Below are 16,386 nucleotides of genomic sequence, written 5' to 3' on the forward strand. Positions count from 1 at the left end.
TCAACTGTAAGCCATGTCTAACAAAGGAGGGCACATGCCCAACAAACCCGTGAAGATCATCATGCTTACCGGCTACCTCGGTGCCGGCAAGACCACGCTGCTCAACCACATCCTCGCCAACGACGGCGGCATCCGTGCTGCCGTGATCGTCAACGATATCGGCGAGATCAACGTCGACGCCAGCCTCATCGCCGACGGCGGCCTTTCCGAGACCGACGACCTCATCCCGCTCACCAACGGCTGCATCTGCTGCACGCTTTCGGACGACCTGGCCAACCAGCTGCAGGGCATCGCCGATTCAGGCAAGTTCGACTATATCATCATCGAGGCTTCGGGCATTTGCGAGCCTATCCCCATCGCCTACACCATCTCGAGCTTCTGCGACGAGGCCAAGGTGGGCGGCGAGCCCAAGCTCGCACTCGACAACATCGTGGCCGTGGTCGACTGCGCCCGCATGTACGACGAGTTCAACGGCGGCCGCGACCTGCTGGCTGAGGATATCGACGAGGACGACATCGAGAGCCTGCTCATCCAGCAGATCGAGTTTTGCTCCACGCTGATCCTCAACAAGACCGATACCGTGAGCCCTGAGCAGATCGCCGAGCTCAAGGCCATCGTGCGCAGCCTGCAGAAGGACGCCGTGATTGTCGAGGCCCAAAACGGCGAGGTCCCCATGGAGGAGCTGCTCGACACCGACCGCTTCGACTTTATGCGCGCCTACAACTCCGCCGCCTGGATCGAGGCCATGGAGCATCCCGAGGAGCACGACGACCCCGAGGTGCTCGAGTACGACATCGAGACCTTTGTGTACTCGCGCCGCAAGCCGTTTGACCTGCAGAAGTTCACCGATTTTGTTGAGCAGGAGTGGCCCGACGAGGTCATTCGCGTCAAGGGTCCGCTGTGGCAGACCGGCAATCCGGACATGTGCTACATGTTCGAGCAGGCCGGCCACCAAATGCGCCTGATGGAGAACGGTCTGTTCGTTGACTCCGCGCCCGAGGGCGAGAAGCAGAAGATCATCGACGAGAACCCCGAGATCATGCAGATTTGGGACGACGAGACGGGCGACCGCATGACGAGCCTGTGCATCATCGGCCGTCACATGGACAAGGATGCGCTCATCGCCTCCCTCGATGCCTGCCTGACCGACTGGCACCGCGCCTAGATTTATCCAAGCGGGCATTTTTCCGCCTACGTAACCGCCAAACCACCACGAAGGTGCCCTTCGTGGTGGTTTTTCGTTCTGAGCCAAGGAGATTCATGTTCAACATTGTGCTGTATGCGCCCGAGATTCCGGCCAATACGGGCAATATCGGCCGCACCTGCGTGGTTACCGGCGCCCGCCTGCATCTGGTGGAGCCGCTGGGGTTTTCGCTCGACGACAAGACGGTGCGTCGCGCCGGCCTGGGCTACTGGCAAAATTTGGACGTGACGACCTATGCCGGCTGGGAGGATTTCCTTGCGCGCAACGGCCTCTCCCCCGCCGACGAACGCCTGCATCTGCTGACCAAAAAGGCGCGCCGCACCTATGCGCAAAGTACCTACCGCGACGGTGACTTTTTGGTCTTTGGCAGCGAGAGCTCGGGGATTCCCGAGCCACTGCTTGCCGCGGCGCCCGAGCGCTGCGAGCGCATCCCCATGTTGCGCGATTGCGACTCGCTCGAAAACGCCGACGCCTGGGAGGCCCACGAGGAGTCGCTCGGGCATACCGAGGACAGCCACGAAGCCATCCTTCGACAGGATATCTGCGGCAACTTCGTCGACCCGGACGACTACCGCATCAGCGCTCTCAACCTCTCTAACAGCGCCGCCATCGTCCTCTACGAGGCCCTGCGCCAAACAGGCTTTCCGGGAATGTGACAAAGGAACTGTCCCTTTGTCACATTCGGTTATAGGTAGCGGCCGGTGATGCTTGCGGGGCAGGCCACGATGTCGCCCGGCGTGCCGGTGCAGACGATTTGTCCGCCTGCGTCACCGCCGCCCGGGCCCATGTCGATCACGTAATCGGCGTTACGGATAAGGTCGAGGTCGTGTTCGATCACGATAACCGTGGCGCCCTTGGCAACGAGGCCATCAAACACGCTCAGCAGCACCTGAACATCGAGCGGATGCAGGCCGATCGTGGGTTCGTCGAATACAAATACGGCATCGTCCTGCACACGGCCCATCTCGCTTGCAAGCTTAAGGCGCTGTGCCTCGCCGCCCGAGAGCGCCGGCGTGGGCTCGCCGAGTGTGAGATAGCCCAGCCCCAGGTCGTGCAGGGTCTGCAGACGCGTCTGAACTTTCTTGAGTCCCAGTGTGGCGTCGAGGGCCTCATCCACGCTCATATCCATGAGCTGCGGCAACGTAAGCAGGCTGCCGTCCTTGCCCTCGCGATGAATATGCGAGGCCGCGTCTGCATAACGCGAGCCGTGGCATGCAGGGCAGACGATCTCGACATCGGGCAAAAACTGCACGTCGAGCGATATCGAGCCCGTGCCATCGCACGTAGGGCAGCGCAAAGCGCCAGTGTTGTAGCTAAAGGCACCCGCTTTATATCCTGCCGCCTTGGCCTCGGGCGTACGGGCGAAGGCGCGGCGCAGCTCATCATGGATGTCGGCATAGGTCGCTACCGTCGAGCGTACGTTGGCGCCGATGGGCGTGGCGTCAATCAGGTTGGCGCGCGCGATGCCCTCGGCATCGACCCAACGCACGTGCCTTGGCAGGCGCTCACCGGCTGCCTGTGCCTTGAGCGCCGGGATGAGCGTCTCGAGCACCAACGTCGTCTTGCCCGAACCCGAAACGCCCGTCACCGCGACAAGGCGGCCGCGCGGGATATCGACTTCGAGCGGTTTGACGGTATGGATGGCATCGGTCGCCATGTGGATATGGCCTAGGTCGAACATTTCGTCGTCAGCCACCTGCGGGCGCAGACGCTTGGGGTCCGAGCGCAAGAACGGCGCGATGCGGCTGCCCTGCGATTGCTCGACCTCACATACCGTACCGGCGGCGATTACATGGCCGCCGCCTGCTCCCGCAACGGGGCCCATCTCGACCAGATAGTCGGCTTCTGCCAGCACGCGCGTGTCGTGGTCGACAACAACCACGGTATTGCCGTCGACCACCAGATCGCGCATCACGCCCACCAAGCCGTCGACATTGGCAGGATGCAAGCCGATCGAAGGCTCGTCCAGCACATACAGCACGCCCGTCGATCGGTTACGCACCACGCGGGCGAGCTGCACGCGCTGACGCTCGCCCGTGGAGAGCGTGGCACCGGCGCGGTCGAGTGGAAGGTAATCGAGGCCCAGATCGACCAGTCGACGGGCCGTGCTCAAAAACGAATCGCAGATATCCGTCGCCATGGGCTGCATCTCGGCCGGCAAGGATGCGGGCACCCCGCGCACCCACTCAATCGCCTCACCCAGCGTCATAGCCGCGGCCTGCGCCAGATTGATACCGCGCACCTGGGGATGGCGTGCGGCCTCGGAGAGACGCGTGCCGCCACAGTCACGGCATGGCCCCTCGCGCAAAAAGCGCGCCACGCGCTTGAGGCCCTTGTCGTCCTTAACCTTGGCGAGCGCATTCTCGACGGTATAGACAGCGTTGTAATAGGTAAAATCGAGCGGCGTGGCGCCCTCGCCGTTTTTGGGAACGTAGAGAATGTGCTTTTTAACCGCCGGACCGTGGAACACGATGTCGCGCTCTTGAGGCGTGAGCTGGTTAAACGGCACGTCGGTGCGCACGCCCATCTCGCCGGCTACCTGCTTCATCAGATCCCACATGAGCGTACCCCAGGGAAGCACCGCGCCTTCGTTGATGGTCTTTGACTCGTCGGGCACCAGGCTCGCTTCGTCCACCTCGCGCATGACACCGGTGCCGCCGCAGGTAGGGCACGCACCGCAGCTGTTAAAGGCAAGGTCCTCGGCACTCGGCGCGTAGAACTCGCGGCCGCATGCGGGGCACGTGAGCGACAGGCCCGCAGCCACGTTAAGGCTCGGCTCCACACGCGCCCCGCAATGTGGGCACACGTGATGGGCACAGCGGCTAAAGAGCAAACGCAGACTGTTGTTGAGCTCGGTCATGGTACCAAAGGTCGAGCGCACGCCTGGCACACTGGGACGCTGATGCAACGCGAGTGCCGCCGGTACGTGCAATACCTCGTCCACCTGGGCGTGCTCGGCCTGCGTCAGGCGACGTCGAGTATAGGTGCTGAGCGCCTCCAGGTAACGGCGCGAGCCCTCGGCATAAAGAACTCCCAGCGCCAGCGAGCTCTTGCCCGAGCCCGACACGCCGGCAATGCCCACGAGCCTCCCCAGCGGAATATCGATATCGATGTCCTTGAGATTGTGGACACGTGCACCGCGCACCTCGATAGCCTGCGGGCTCATCTTCTGTTCCGTCACCTTTATCACCCTACTCATGCCATAAAACGCGGTCGCGGATATACTCGCCCAGCATGGGCACGGTAAACCGCACAAGGCCGTATCCGGCGGCCTCGATGACGCGCTCGCGAATCAGGCTTGCGCGATATTTACTCGCCCAGCTCTGGGTACGGTCGCAGCGCTCAATGATATCCGCCGTGCGCGTCGGCTTGTCCTCGTCAACCGCCATAGCCTCGATAAAGAGGCGCTGAGGGCTGCGCAGACCGTAATACAGAGGTGCGTCAACCGCTTCGTAGAACTCGGAGACGGCATCCGCATGGCCATTCTCGACATCGCGCCTTTCGATGACTTGCGAGCCACGCCGGACAGCAGACCGCCACATGTAATAGCCCACCAGCTGAACCATATAGGGATGCCCCATGCTCTTGCGCGCCGCAAGGTCCGCCGTCTCCGCGTCAACGTAAAGACCAGCGTCTTTGACCGTCTGGATATACGAATCGCGCACTTTGGGCAAAGATATTGCCCCCAACGTACGCTGCTGGGCACGCCGCAAAAACGTCACGCTCGGCTCTTCGAGCAGATCGTCAACCATACTGGGCAAGCCGGCGAACGCCAGCGCAAGACCGCGCTGGTCGCTATCGGGCAAGCCCGTGGCATCCTGGTCTCCGAGCACCTGCTGATAGAGGACGGCAAGAGCCGCCAGTTCCTCGATAGACACCGATTGTGCCTCGTCAATCGCAAACAAGACGCCCTTGCCCGGACCGAGCTTCTTGAGACGCTCGTTGACCAGCCCTCGCAATGTCTCGCCTTTTGCCCGCGCCGCCTCGACCGACATCCGGCCAAACGACGGCCCAAACTCCATTGACGTCACAACGGGTTTATTCGAGCGAAGCGCGTCGGCCAAGCGGTCGCACAAACCAAGCGAAGCGGAATCGGAGACAACCGCCCATCCGCGCTCGCTGGCTAGACGTTGCAGCTCCCGCAGGAGAACCGTTTTGCCACAGCCGCGGTTTCCCGTAATGAGCATGAGCCTGCCCGGCGCTCCGGCGCCGTTGTCGAGCCCTTCCTCAAAATCTTCGATGACCGACTCGCGACCGATGAGTATCGGAGGCCGCTTACCAGCTGTGGGCTTAAAGGGATTTGGATTCATATCGGCCTCCTCGGATTGGCAAACCCTGGTAACAGTTATACCAACATATACTGAGTTATACCAATAGCATGTGACAAAGGGGCTGTCCCTTTGTCACATGTGGCCGAAAAACTCGGCGTCTGCTGCTCGCCAGGGACGGAAGGTGGCGGGATCGATCTTTACGTGCGCTGCGGCGGGCACGTCATACCATTTGACCGTGTAGCCGGCGCCATGAGAGCAAAAGACCGAGTCGGGCGTGTTGGGCAGATCGGCCTCGGGCTCGTAGGCGGCAGCCTCGATTACGCGCTCGCCATCATGGCAAGCCGCATAACCGGCGAACTCCAGGTACAGATGACCGCGCCCGCTCGTGTAGGCAGCCACCTCCAGCGCGTAATCCTGCACCTCGGATGCCGGTACGCGACCCACAAGCTTCGCTCGGTCTCCCGCCATCGTCGGCGGCTCGTACTCGGCACCCATGCGTGTGGCATCTGACAACGCCCGGCCCACGCACTCCCCCGGCACCTCGAGCTCAAAGTGGTACCACGGCTCCAGCAACACGTCTGCGCCGACCTCGCGCGCCTGCATCAAACCCTGGCGAATCGCGCGATACGTGGCCTGGCGAAAATCGCCGCCCTCGGTGTGTTTGGCATGCGCGCGGCCGCCCGTGAGCGTAATGCGCACATCGGTGATGGGCGAGCCCGTCAGCACGCCCAGGTGGTCGCGCTCCATAGCGTTGGTGAGTGCCAAACGCTGCCAGTTAAGATCGAGCTCGTCGGTCGAGGTCACGGTGCCAAACTGCACACCCGAACCCGCCGGCAACGGCTCCAGGCGCAGATGCACCTCGGCATAGTGGCGCAGCGGCTCAAAGTGGCCCACGCCCTCGACCGGCCGCGAAATAGTCTCCTTATAGAGAATGCCGCCGGGCTCAAACGCAACCGAAAGGCCAAAGCGATCGGCCAACACCCGCTGCACGACCTCGAGTTGCACGGCGCCCATCAACTGCAAATGGATCTGCTCAAGATGCGTATTCCAGCTTACGCCGAGCATGGGATCTTCGTCCGCCAACTCACTCAGCGCTTTAAACACCGCATGAACGTCGTGTTCGCCCGGCAGCACCGTATAGGTGAGGACCGGAGCGATGACGGGCGCATCGCCCGCGGGCTCCGTGCCCAGGGCGTCCCCTGGGCGAACGTGCGCAAGACCCGTCACGGCGCAAATACCGCCAGCAGCAACTTCTTGGGCAAGCTCATACTTCTCGCCGTTATAGATGCGTACCTGATCGACCTTCTGTTCCCACGCCTCGGCACTGGAATGCCCGCTGATCATCTGTTTTGCGCGCAGCGTGCCGCCGGTCACTTTAACCCAAGCCAAGCGCTCGCCACGATCCCGGCGGCTGACACGATAGACGCGCGCGGCAAACTCCGGGAGCCACGCCTGCTCACGCATCAGCGCGCATATACCATCCAGTAGCTCGTCAACGCCTTGGTCCTTGAGCGCCGAGCCGGCAAAGCAGGGAAAGAGCTTGCGCTCGGCAACCATGCGCGACAGCGTTGCGACAGAAAGCTCACCCGCTTCAAGAAACTCCTCGAGCGCCGCTTCGTCCAACGCAGCAGCGTCCTCCTGAACGGCGCCGCCCGCCAGCAGCTCGTTGGCATCCAGGCAGCCCTCGGAAAGACGCTGCCCGAGTTGTGCCAGCAAAACATCGCGGCCGGGATTCTCCAAATCGATCTTGTTGATGAAGATGAACGTCGGGATGTCATAGCGTGCAAGCAGGCGCCACAGGGTTTCGGTGTGCCCCTGCACGCCATCGTTGGCGCCCACCACCAGAATCGCGTAGTCCAGGGCACGCAGTGTGCGCTCCGCCTCGGCAGAAAAATCGACATGGCCGGGAGCATCCACGAGCATGACGTGGGTATCGCCGTGGTCGAGCACGGCCTGCGACGAGAAAATCGTGATGCCGCGCTCGCGCTCGATCTTGTTAGTGTCCAGATGCGAATCGCCATCGTCCACGCGGCCACGCTTGCGAATGCGGCCCGCGTTGAACAGCATGGCCTCGGCCAACGTGGTCTTGCCGGCATCGACATGCGCCAAGATTCCAACGACCGCTTGCTTCGACATGGCTTCCTCTTATTGCAAGCCCATCGCACGCGGCAACGGGCGTTCACGCTCCACACTGGATGATACAATTTACGGGCCGGTGGGCGAAGCGGGCCCTATCCCCCGACCGAGCTCATCGCCCCGCGTTGCCGCGCGGCGATTTTCGTAGGTTCGCGCCTTGCGAAAGCCGGCACCTCCCCTTTTTGTCTGCCCGGATTCATCTGGGGCGGTAACAATGCGAGTCCCACAACGACGCGTTTTACCAAAAATGGCCCCACTCGGGGCCATTTTTTATTTGAGCTGGGTGATGATACGTGCCTTGGCTCCTACGCCTCGCGCAGCCAATCAAACGCGACACGCGCCGTGCCGTCGGACACATAGACGATACCGACACGCTCGAACCCCGCCTTGGCGATGGCGCCCTGCATGGGCAAGTTGTCCTCGTGCGTGTCAATACGCAGATGGTCGGCGCATTCCTTGGCAAAGGCAAACATCGCCGCCGCGATACCGTGCACGGTGCCGTCGGATGCCACGCGATGCAGCACGGCATACGGAATGTCGCTGCGCCATTGACCGTCCTCAATCACGTCATAGCACTCGTCCGGACCCGGTAAAAAGGCAAACGTCGCCGCCACGCGGCCGTCGACTTCGCACACGTAACTGCCACCAGCGGCAATATCGGCAGCCAGCTGCTCGGCCGAAGGCGTGCCCTCGGGCCACTGCGTGGCGTTGCCATGCGCGCGCATAAAGGCGCGGGCCGCGTCATAGATAGCCATGACGGCGGGAATGTCGGTATCGAGGGTTTTTCTGATCATCACGCGGCGACCTCACGTTTATTGGTATCACTTTGATTGAGCAATGATACCAACGTTTGGAGAGGAGCGCGAAGCAGATGGGGAGCAAAAAGCGAGCCGCCTGGTCAAAAGCCAAAAGCGAGTTTTTGGGCGCTGCCACCGGCGGCGATATGAGCGACCTGTTTGTGCGCGAGGACGAGCGCCGCGACGCCCTGGACGCCGAGCGCGACGAGGCTTGGCGCTATAAGTCGTGCGAGCGCAAAAACCGTTACGATACACGCGCCGAAGCCGAGGCCATTATGGCCGACTGCGAAAACCGCGGACGGCGTGGTTTGGCCTGCTACAAATGCGAATACTGCGGCGGCTGGCACCTGACGTCGCACCCTTGGAAATAGACCCCGCATCGGCACGGCGCTGGCGAAGCGCCAGCCATCGTGCACAAGCTACGGGCGCGGCGGCACCAAAACATCGTAGCGAACGGCCTTGCCCGCAAGTTGATAGCTCGGCTTAACGCCGGCAAGCAGCGGCCCCTTCACCGGCCGCTTGATAACGACCTTGCGTGGGCGCACCGCAAGCGCAGCTTCGACCAGCGTTTCCTCATCGGCGCACGGCTGCTCCAAATGGTGCAAGAGCTGAAACTTCTTTTTGACCGCCGCGCTCTTGGTGCGCTCGGGAAACATGGGGTCCAGATACACCACGTCGGGAGCCGCGAGCTCGCCCCGCTCGATCAGCTCGGCCGTATGGCGAAGACCGGCAATGCTGTCCTCGCCCGCATGTAAGTGCATGCGCGCCACGGCGGCCGCAAGCGCCGGATCATCTGCCGCGCGATCCAGGGCATCCTGGAGGAGCGCCGCGATCACGCAATCCTGCTCATACAAATCGACCGCAAAACCCGCGGCAGCCAGCAGCAGCGAATCCTCGCCAAAGCCTGCTGTGGCATCAATCGCCCATGGTTGCTCGATGCCTTTTGTGCGCGCAGCCTTCACCAGTAGCTCTTGCTGCAGACGACCCTGCTTGAGCCGTGGAAGCATGCGGCCAAAATCGGCACGCAACTCCATCGTGCCGTCGGTGAGCGTAAGGCCCTCGGACGTCCGCACGAGCTCGAGCCCAGCAGCCCGAGCAACAGAAAAGGGATCGACGACGCCCATGGACACTCCTTAGCAAACAAAACGAATACGTGAGCGCCACCTCAGTTGGCACCCAACCGTCCGTTATTGTCCCACATGCGACATGGTCCACAGCATCCCAATGCAAAGCACAGCCATCAATACCGTGCACACGGCAGCGATCACAGAATCACTCATGCGCCTTCCCAGCGACCGCGGCTCATCCACTTGCTTGACTCCGTACATCATGGCTCCTCCTTCGGTCCAGCTCTTACCATGGCCTCATCATCGCAGCGCCGCGCATGCGCTGCCATCGATTTGACTTACGTCCAGCTTTCCTTTTTGAAAGGTTGAACCGTGCAGGCAAGAGACGCTTTCAGGCGCATGCATCGCCGCGTTGAACTACAATGTGCTTCACCACATGTGCAGCACATAGGGCGCGCCAGGTTGGCGTACTCGTATCGAAAGGACCAGCCATGAGCTTCACTCGCAAGACTCTCAAAATCCTTGCCCTGATTTATTTTGTTCTGGGCATCGCCAGTCTCGTCATTGGAATCGCCGGCATCGCGACCGGCAAGTTCGAGTCCACCTACGGATCGAACGCCATGCTCGCCGCGGCCGTACTTGTCATCAAGGGTCTTGTCGATCTTGCCGCAGGTGTTGCGGGCATCAAGGGCGCCAACAAGCCTTCGCAGGTGGATGGTGCGTTTAAGCTCGGCATCGTCGCCGCAATCGCCACGATTGCGCAGGCCGTGCTCACGCTTCCCGCGTTTGGCGGCGACGCCATCAACTTTGGCGCCTTTGTCATCGTGGTGTACGACCTGTTCTTTATTCAGCAGGCACACGACATTAAGGCCGAGAACAAGGACCGCCTGTAGACTCCCGCCTTCCACTGCCCCCTACATCCAAGCAACCAACAAGGGCCGATCGCACATCTCCGCGGTTGGCCCTTTACGTTTGCCCAGATAAAACCTGCCAAAATAAACCTGTCCCTTTTTGGTAGGTTAGCTGTGGCGGTACTCGGCGATGATGAAGTCGATATCGGTCTGAAGGGTTTCCAGGTTTGCCAGGCGCTCTTTGTCGGCAGGGCGCGTGCGGTAGTAGTACGGCGTCATCTGGAACACTGCCTCGATATCGGCCTGCGTCTGGAGGGTGATAGAAGCTGTCACCCGCTGCGTTCCGATTAACTCGAGCTCGGTGGTCTGCGGCAGCTTTTCGTCGTTGAGATACGGCGTGTCGTAGAGCACCTCCTTGAGCCCAAACAGATGCCGAGCACCCGGCACCACGGTGTAGAGAGAGCCCTCGGGTGCCAGCACGCGGGCAAACTCGCGCTCGTTAAAGGGGGCAAAGAGCTCGGTCACCATATCGAAGGCACCATCGGCCACGGGGATATCCTTCATGTTGGCCACGAAGTAGGTCGCATCGCCGCGCTTGGCGGCAAGGCGCACCATCTCTTTACCCAGGTCGAACCCATAAGCATCCACGCCCAGCACCGCACCCATGGCGCTGGTGTAGTAGCCCTCGCCACAGCAAATATCGAGCAAGGTCATGGCGCCGCCCGTAGACGCCGCACGCTCAGACACCTGCTCGCGCACCAGCTCGACCATCGCATCGCGCAACGGCGCATAGTAACCGCGGTTCAGAAAGTCGCGACGACTGCGCGCCTGCGACTTGGGATCGCCCATGGAGTCGCCGCTCTTGGACGAGCGCAGCAAATATAGATAGCCCTCGCGCGCACGGTCAAACCGGTGTCCGCCCGCGCATGCAGCACCGCGCTCGTCGTCCACCAATGGCTTATGGCAAACGGGACACAACAACATGGCAACTCCTTAGCGCGAACAACACAACGCCCACCATTGTCGCACGCCTTCCCCACCTAGTCATAGAAGAGACAAGGAGTGTCCCCAACTGCCGGCAGAAAAGGAACGTCCCCAAGTGCCGACTGGTTGCATTAGGAGTATCATCGTCTGCGCAAATAAGCACAGAAAAGCATATTAGAGATTGAGAGCGTATGACTGATACCGCGTCCAAGCACATTGACATGACCACCGGCTCACTGTGGCGCAATATTCCCCTGTTCGCCTTCCCCGTGGCCGCCACGAGCATCTTGGAGCAGCTATCGAACCTCATCGCCACGGTCATCATCGGTAACTTCTCGGGCGACCAGGGAACCCTCGCCATGGCGGCGGTCGGCTCCAATGTTCCGCTTACCAGTCTTATGCTCAACCTTTTTATTGGCATGTCGCTTGGCTCCAACGTGGTCATCGCCAACGCTATCGGCCGCAACGATCAGAACATGGTCAAACGCGCCGTCCATACCTCGATTTTAATGGCGCTCGTGGGCTTTGTCGTCATCGCACTGGGCGAGATCTTTGCCGAGCCCATGCTCGCTGCGCTCAACGTGCCTGCCGAGACCATGCCGCTCGCTTCGCTCTACCTGCGCGTCTTTTTGCTCAGCATGCCCTCGATCTTGCTCTACAACTTTGAGGCCGCGATCTTCCGCTCCGTCGGCATCACCCGCATGCCTCTGCAGGCACTTGCCGTGTCCACCGTCCTCAACACTGGCCTGGACCTCATCTTTGTCCCCGTACTCCACTGGGGCGTCGCGGGCGTCGCCATCGCCACCGCCATCGCCTACACCGTCAGCGCCGCTACGCTCTTTATCCGCCTGCTCAAGACCGACTCCGTCGTCCGCGTCACCCCACGCGACTTAGGCTTAGACCCCGTCGCCCTCAAGCGCATCGTCAAGATCGGCCTGCCCGCCGGCATCCAAAGCGCTGTCTTTGCCGTCGCCAACATCATCATCCAGTCCGCCATCAACAGCTTGGGCACCGAGGTCATGGCGGCATCGAGCGCTGCCATGAGCCTGGAGTACGTGTGCTACAACCTGCTCAACAGCTTTAGCCAGGCCTGCACCACCTTTGTGGGACAAAACCACGGTGCCCGCCAAATCGACCGCTGCACCAAGACGCTCAAGGTCTGCCTGGTCGAAGGCGGTATCGTCGCGCTCACCACCATCGTCATCATCGTAGGCTTGGGACGCGAAATCCTGGCGCTGTTCAACAGCGACCCCAACATCGTCTCGATCGGCTATATCCGCGTGTGCTCGATCTTCCCTGCCTACGCCTTTAGCATGTTCTACGAAAACATGTCCGGCTACCTGCGCGGCTTTGGCATCTCGCTCATGCCCGCCCTCATCACCATGATCTGCGTCTGCGGTATTCGCTTCTATTGGGTATTCTGCGTGTTCCCGCACTTCCGCACCTTTGCGAACATCATGATGGTCTACCCCATCAGCCTGGGCACCACGGCGTTCTTTATGGTCGTGGCGGTACTACTCTGCCACCCGGCACGCACCTATCGCGCCGCCCAAGCCAAAGCGACAGCCCGCTAAACACCGCACTCAACGCCATGCCAGTCATTAATTGACAATATGTGAGCTCATATAGTCGATAAAGTGCCTCGTGGCGATAGGCATGGTGTCCCAGCTGCGCCAGGCTGCCACTACGTCACGCGAGGGAGCGTGCACGATGGGACGCACGCGAATATCGGCCCTCATGCCCTCGACGGTACGGCGATACAGCATACTCACGCCTAGGCCCTCCTCCACCATCGCCATGATGGTGTAGTCGTCGGTCACCTCGCTCGTCACGTGCGGCGACAGCCCATGCGCCGCGAATGCATCGAGCACCAGGCTCTGTTCGCCCTCATCCAGCAGCACAAACGGCTCGGACGCCAGGTCGGCGAGCGTCACCTTTTCCTTTGCCGTCAGCGGATGCGCGGCCGGCAACAGTGCTACCAACTCATCGTGATAGACCACGCGCTTCTCGAGCCCCGCGGTAAATCCGCGTGCCGTAAAGCAAAAATCAACCACGCCATCGTGCACCCACTGGGCATTGCGCGTGTAATCGCCCTGTTTGAGCGTAAAGCGTACACCCGGATGCAGGGCACCAAAGTCGCGGATCACGCGCGGCAACACGGTGCGGCTCACGTTGGTAAACGTTGCGATACGAATATCAGTCGAGGAGAGTCCCAGCAATTCCTGGCGCTTGCCCTCAAGCTCGGCCTCGGCAGTTACAATCTGGCGCAGATACGGCAGGTACTGCTTGCCGTCGCGCGTAAGCGAAACGCCCTGCTTGCCGCGCTCGATAAGCGTGGTACCCAGCTCGCGCTCGAGCGCTTTGACGGCCTGGCTCACCGCGCTTTGCGTATAGCCCAGCTCATCGGCTGCACCCTTAAGACTGCCGCGATCGACCACCATACAAACAATCTGATACCGCGATGCCATCGTACCTCCACATCGACGTAGCCGTAAAACGTTTTGCCAGCGCTTTTCCCGCCTACATTAGTATTACTTAATCATACTGAAGATACATTCGCTTTACTACATCTAAATCTGGGAGCAGAATCCTTTTTGCGAAACCGTTCTGTAACAAAAGGAGTCCCATGGATCGCAAAAAAGCAATCGCGCTCTCGTTTTCCGTTCCCGTCGCATGGGGCTTTTCGTACCCCCTCATGAAGATCGGCATGGACAGCATGAACGCCACGAGCATCGTTGCGCTGCGCTGCATCATCGCCTTTGTGGCCTGCCTGCTGCTCTTCCACAAGCACGCGCTGCGTATCAACCGTGACGTGATGATTCGCTCCGCCATCATCGGCGCCATCATGGCAACCGAGCTCACCTGCATGTGCCTGGGCTCCAGCCTCACCTCCGCCTCAACCGCCGGCTTTTTGCAGAGCCTGACGGTCGTAATCGTGCCGTTTGCCAACGCAGCTCTGCTGCGTCGCGCCCCCGAGCGCAAGGTGCTCATCGGAACTGCCATCGTCACCTGCGGTATGCTGCTGCTCTCGGGCGCCGACTTTACCAGCCTGAATCCCGGCGCGATCATCATGCTGCTCTCGGCCTTTATCTATGCCGGCCACATTATCGTAGCCAAGCGCTTTGTCGAAGAAGTCGACCCACTGGCCCTGGGTGTTTGGCAGCTGGGCTTTGGCGGCCTGTTCTCGGGCATCGCCGCGTGCACCTTTGTCGGCTTCACGCTTCCCAGCACGCCCAACGAGATCGTCGTCGTCGTCGCACTCGCACTCATCTGCTCTGCCTATGGCTTTATCACCCAAACGCTCGTGCAGCCCCACGTGCCCGCCGAGACCACCGGCTTCGCCTTCTCGCTCGAGCCGGTCTGCTCCGCTGTCTTCTCGTTCTTCCTGGTCGGCGAGGTCCTGAGCCCCATCGCCTTCTTTGGCGCCGCCCTCATCCTCACCGGCGTCATGGTGGCAACCGTCGAGCTTCCGCGCCTACGCGCGCATGAACAGGCTCGTATGGCAGGAACGCCCGAGCGCGTCTCGTAGACCCCACTCTTCATACAGCCGCGGCATAAAGGCAACCGGTGCGCCTTTACAATAGATACCAACAGAGTATCTGCCACAAAGGAGCCCCATGGACACCGCAACTCGCGACCGCAACATAGCAACCTGGTTGGGCGATGCGCCGCAGCCGGTACGTGACACGACGAACCAGCTGCTCGAGCGCATCGCCCTTTTGCGTGCCGAGCAGACCATCTACCCGGCACAAGACGACATCCTTAATGCCCTCGCCTACACGCCGGCCGACCAGGTCAAGGTTGTCATTTTGGGTCAAGATCCCTATCACGGACCCAACCAGGCCATGGGGTTATCGTTCTCGGTCCCCGCGACGCAAACCAAGTTGCCGCCGAGCCTGCGCAACATCTATAAGGAACTCAAAGCCGATCTGGACTGCCCCTTTCCTGCCACGGGAGACCTAACCCCATGGGCACAACAGGGCGTCCTGCTCCTTAACACCACGCTCACCGTGCGCGAGCATGCCGCCAATTCGCACGCCAAGCTAGGCTGGAGCACGCTCACCGACTATATTATCGAACGCTGCTGTCAGCTGCCCCAGCCGGTCGTCTTTTTGGCATGGGGCCGCTTTGCCCAGCAAATGGTTGAGGGCAAGCTCGCCGCGACCGGCGCGGGCAAGGCGACCGGCAAGTTCTGCCTGGCCTCCACGCACCCCTCGCCGCTTTCGGCCAACCGCGCCACGGCAGAACTCCCCGCCTTTATAGGGTCGCGCCCCTTCTCGGCAGCCAATCGGCTACTCGAACAGCACGGCTCGACCCCCGTCAACTGGACTTGCCTCGGCTAAAAATCAATACATCAAAAACGCGCCCGACGGATTTCCATCGGGCGCGTTTTCTACTCGGGCCAGATAAACTGGGTGCGGCCGGCCTCGCCGCCATCGATCAGCAGGCTCTGCCCGGTCATAAACCGGTTGGTCACGCCCACAAAGTAGATCCACTCGGCGATCTCTTGGGCGGTGGCCCAGCGTTTAAGCGGCGTGAGCTCCATAATCTGGTTCCACAGGTGCTCGTCTTCCATCACGCAACGGTTGAGCGGCGTGATAACGCCGCCCGGGTCCACACTGTTGGCGATGGCCTGCGGTGCTAGGCGGTTTGCAAGGTTTTTGGTGTAGGCGATAACGCCGCCCTTGCTGGCGGCATAGGCGGGAAACTCCGATCCCGTATGTCCGCTCGCCGACCCCACATTGACCACGGATTTGATAGCCGCTGTCGGCTTGACGGCAAGCCCCTCCCCCACAAAGGCGTAGCGTTCGGTCACGTTGATGGTGCCACACAGGTTGGCGGCAATGTCGTCGGCCGAATCCTGCGTACCGGCAACGTTTACGATTACCTGGGGTTCAAGGTCGTCTGGAAACGAGTCCGGTTCGCGGACATCAACGATCAGATGGCGGTAGCGCTCGTGCTCGACCGCCGTCGGCAGCAGGTCAAAGCCCACGACCTCGTGGCCCTCGTCCAAAAAGCGCTGCACGCACGCGGCTCCGATACCGCCCGAAGCGCCCGTGATCAAAACCCGCATAC

Annotated in this window: 15 protein-coding genes; 7 read left to right on the forward strand and 8 right to left on the reverse strand. The window is 61.2% G+C overall.

The annotated features are described in order from the left end of the window. Positions 1-34 precede the first annotated feature (34 nt). A complete protein-coding gene (locus tag DW171_RS03965; protein ID WP_055286648.1) occupies positions 35-1,165 on the forward strand; it encodes a GTP-binding protein in 1,131 nt (376 codons plus the stop codon). Positions 1,166-1,260: 95 nt separating this feature from the next. Beyond that, positions 1,261-1,860, forward strand: coding sequence for a tRNA (cytidine(34)-2'-O)-methyltransferase (locus tag DW171_RS03970; protein ID WP_117636890.1), 600 nt, complete (start codon positions 1,261-1,263; stop codon positions 1,858-1,860). 29 nt (positions 1,861-1,889) lie between these two features. Here DW171_RS03970 and DW171_RS03975 read toward each other — a convergent pair whose 3' ends face one another. The 4 genes from DW171_RS03975 to DW171_RS03990 form a co-directional block, all read right to left on the reverse strand. Beyond that, on the reverse strand, positions 1,890-4,385 hold the full coding sequence (locus tag DW171_RS03975; RefSeq protein ID WP_233539096.1) for an excinuclease ABC subunit UvrA: 2,496 nt from the start codon (positions 4,383-4,385) through the stop codon (positions 1,890-1,892). 10 nt (positions 4,386-4,395) lie between these two features. After that, positions 4,396-5,514 carry an AAA family ATPase gene (locus tag DW171_RS03980; RefSeq protein WP_089572898.1) on the reverse strand — a complete coding sequence of 373 codons (1,119 nt, stop codon included), beginning with the start codon at positions 5,512-5,514 and terminating at the stop codon, positions 4,396-4,398. Positions 5,515-5,607: 93 nt separating this feature from the next. Next, positions 5,608-7,611, reverse strand: coding sequence for a translation factor GTPase family protein (locus tag DW171_RS03985; RefSeq protein ID WP_117786862.1), 2,004 nt, complete (start codon positions 7,609-7,611; stop codon positions 5,608-5,610). A 305-nt stretch (positions 7,612-7,916) separates the two neighbouring features. Further along, positions 7,917-8,405: an N-acetyltransferase gene (locus tag DW171_RS03990; RefSeq protein WP_118270481.1), complete on the reverse strand. Its 489-nt coding sequence runs from the start codon at positions 8,403-8,405 to the stop codon at positions 7,917-7,919. Between the two features lie 77 nt (positions 8,406-8,482). On the opposite strand from DW171_RS03990, the gene DW171_RS03995 reads away from it, so the two are divergent. Further along, a complete protein-coding gene (locus DW171_RS03995) occupies positions 8,483-8,779 on the forward strand; it encodes a hypothetical protein (RefSeq protein WP_118270482.1) in 297 nt (98 codons plus the stop codon). A gap of 48 nt (positions 8,780-8,827) precedes the next feature. Here the strand turns inward: DW171_RS03995 and DW171_RS04000 are convergent, their stop codons facing one another. Then, complete coding sequence (locus DW171_RS04000) at positions 8,828-9,532, reverse strand: class I SAM-dependent methyltransferase (RefSeq protein WP_118270483.1); 705 nt, start codon at positions 9,530-9,532, stop codon at positions 8,828-8,830. Positions 9,533-9,966: 434 nt separating this feature from the next. On the opposite strand from DW171_RS04000, the gene DW171_RS04005 reads away from it, so the two are divergent. Continuing rightward, entirely contained in the window at positions 9,967-10,368 is a 402-nt protein-coding gene (locus DW171_RS04005) for a hypothetical protein (RefSeq protein WP_118270484.1), read from the forward strand. A 126-nt stretch (positions 10,369-10,494) separates the two neighbouring features. Here the strand turns inward: DW171_RS04005 and DW171_RS04010 are convergent, their stop codons facing one another. Then, complete coding sequence (locus DW171_RS04010; RefSeq protein ID WP_118270485.1) at positions 10,495-11,310, reverse strand: putative RNA methyltransferase; 816 nt, start codon at positions 11,308-11,310, stop codon at positions 10,495-10,497. Between the two features lie 191 nt (positions 11,311-11,501). On the opposite strand from DW171_RS04010, the gene DW171_RS04015 reads away from it, so the two are divergent. After that, positions 11,502-12,884, forward strand: coding sequence for an MATE family efflux transporter (locus tag DW171_RS04015; RefSeq protein ID WP_118270486.1), 1,383 nt, complete (start codon positions 11,502-11,504; stop codon positions 12,882-12,884). 27 nt (positions 12,885-12,911) lie between these two features. Here DW171_RS04015 and DW171_RS04020 read toward each other — a convergent pair whose 3' ends face one another. Then, positions 12,912-13,778 carry a LysR family transcriptional regulator gene (locus DW171_RS04020; RefSeq protein WP_117766861.1) on the reverse strand — a complete coding sequence of 289 codons (867 nt, stop codon included), beginning with the start codon at positions 13,776-13,778 and terminating at the stop codon, positions 12,912-12,914. A 158-nt stretch (positions 13,779-13,936) separates the two neighbouring features. On the opposite strand from DW171_RS04020, the gene DW171_RS04025 reads away from it, so the two are divergent. Both DW171_RS04025 and DW171_RS04030 read left to right on the forward strand, forming a co-directional pair. After that, positions 13,937-14,839: a DMT family transporter gene (locus tag DW171_RS04025; protein ID WP_118270487.1), complete on the forward strand. Its 903-nt coding sequence runs from the start codon at positions 13,937-13,939 to the stop codon at positions 14,837-14,839. Between the two features lie 88 nt (positions 14,840-14,927). Further along, positions 14,928-15,653 carry a uracil-DNA glycosylase gene (locus tag DW171_RS04030; RefSeq protein WP_118270488.1) on the forward strand — a complete coding sequence of 242 codons (726 nt, stop codon included), beginning with the start codon at positions 14,928-14,930 and terminating at the stop codon, positions 15,651-15,653. 50 nt (positions 15,654-15,703) lie between these two features. Here the strand turns inward: DW171_RS04030 and DW171_RS04035 are convergent, their stop codons facing one another. Beyond that, positions 15,704-16,384 (reverse strand): SDR family NAD(P)-dependent oxidoreductase, encoded by a 681-nt coding sequence (locus DW171_RS04035; protein WP_118270489.1) that lies wholly within the window; start codon positions 16,382-16,384, stop codon positions 15,704-15,706. Between the last annotated feature and the right edge of the window lie 2 nt (positions 16,385-16,386).

It is taken from the genome of Collinsella sp. AM15-2 (assembly GCF_003471985.1).
Taxonomy (GTDB): domain Bacteria; phylum Actinomycetota; class Coriobacteriia; order Coriobacteriales; family Coriobacteriaceae; genus Collinsella.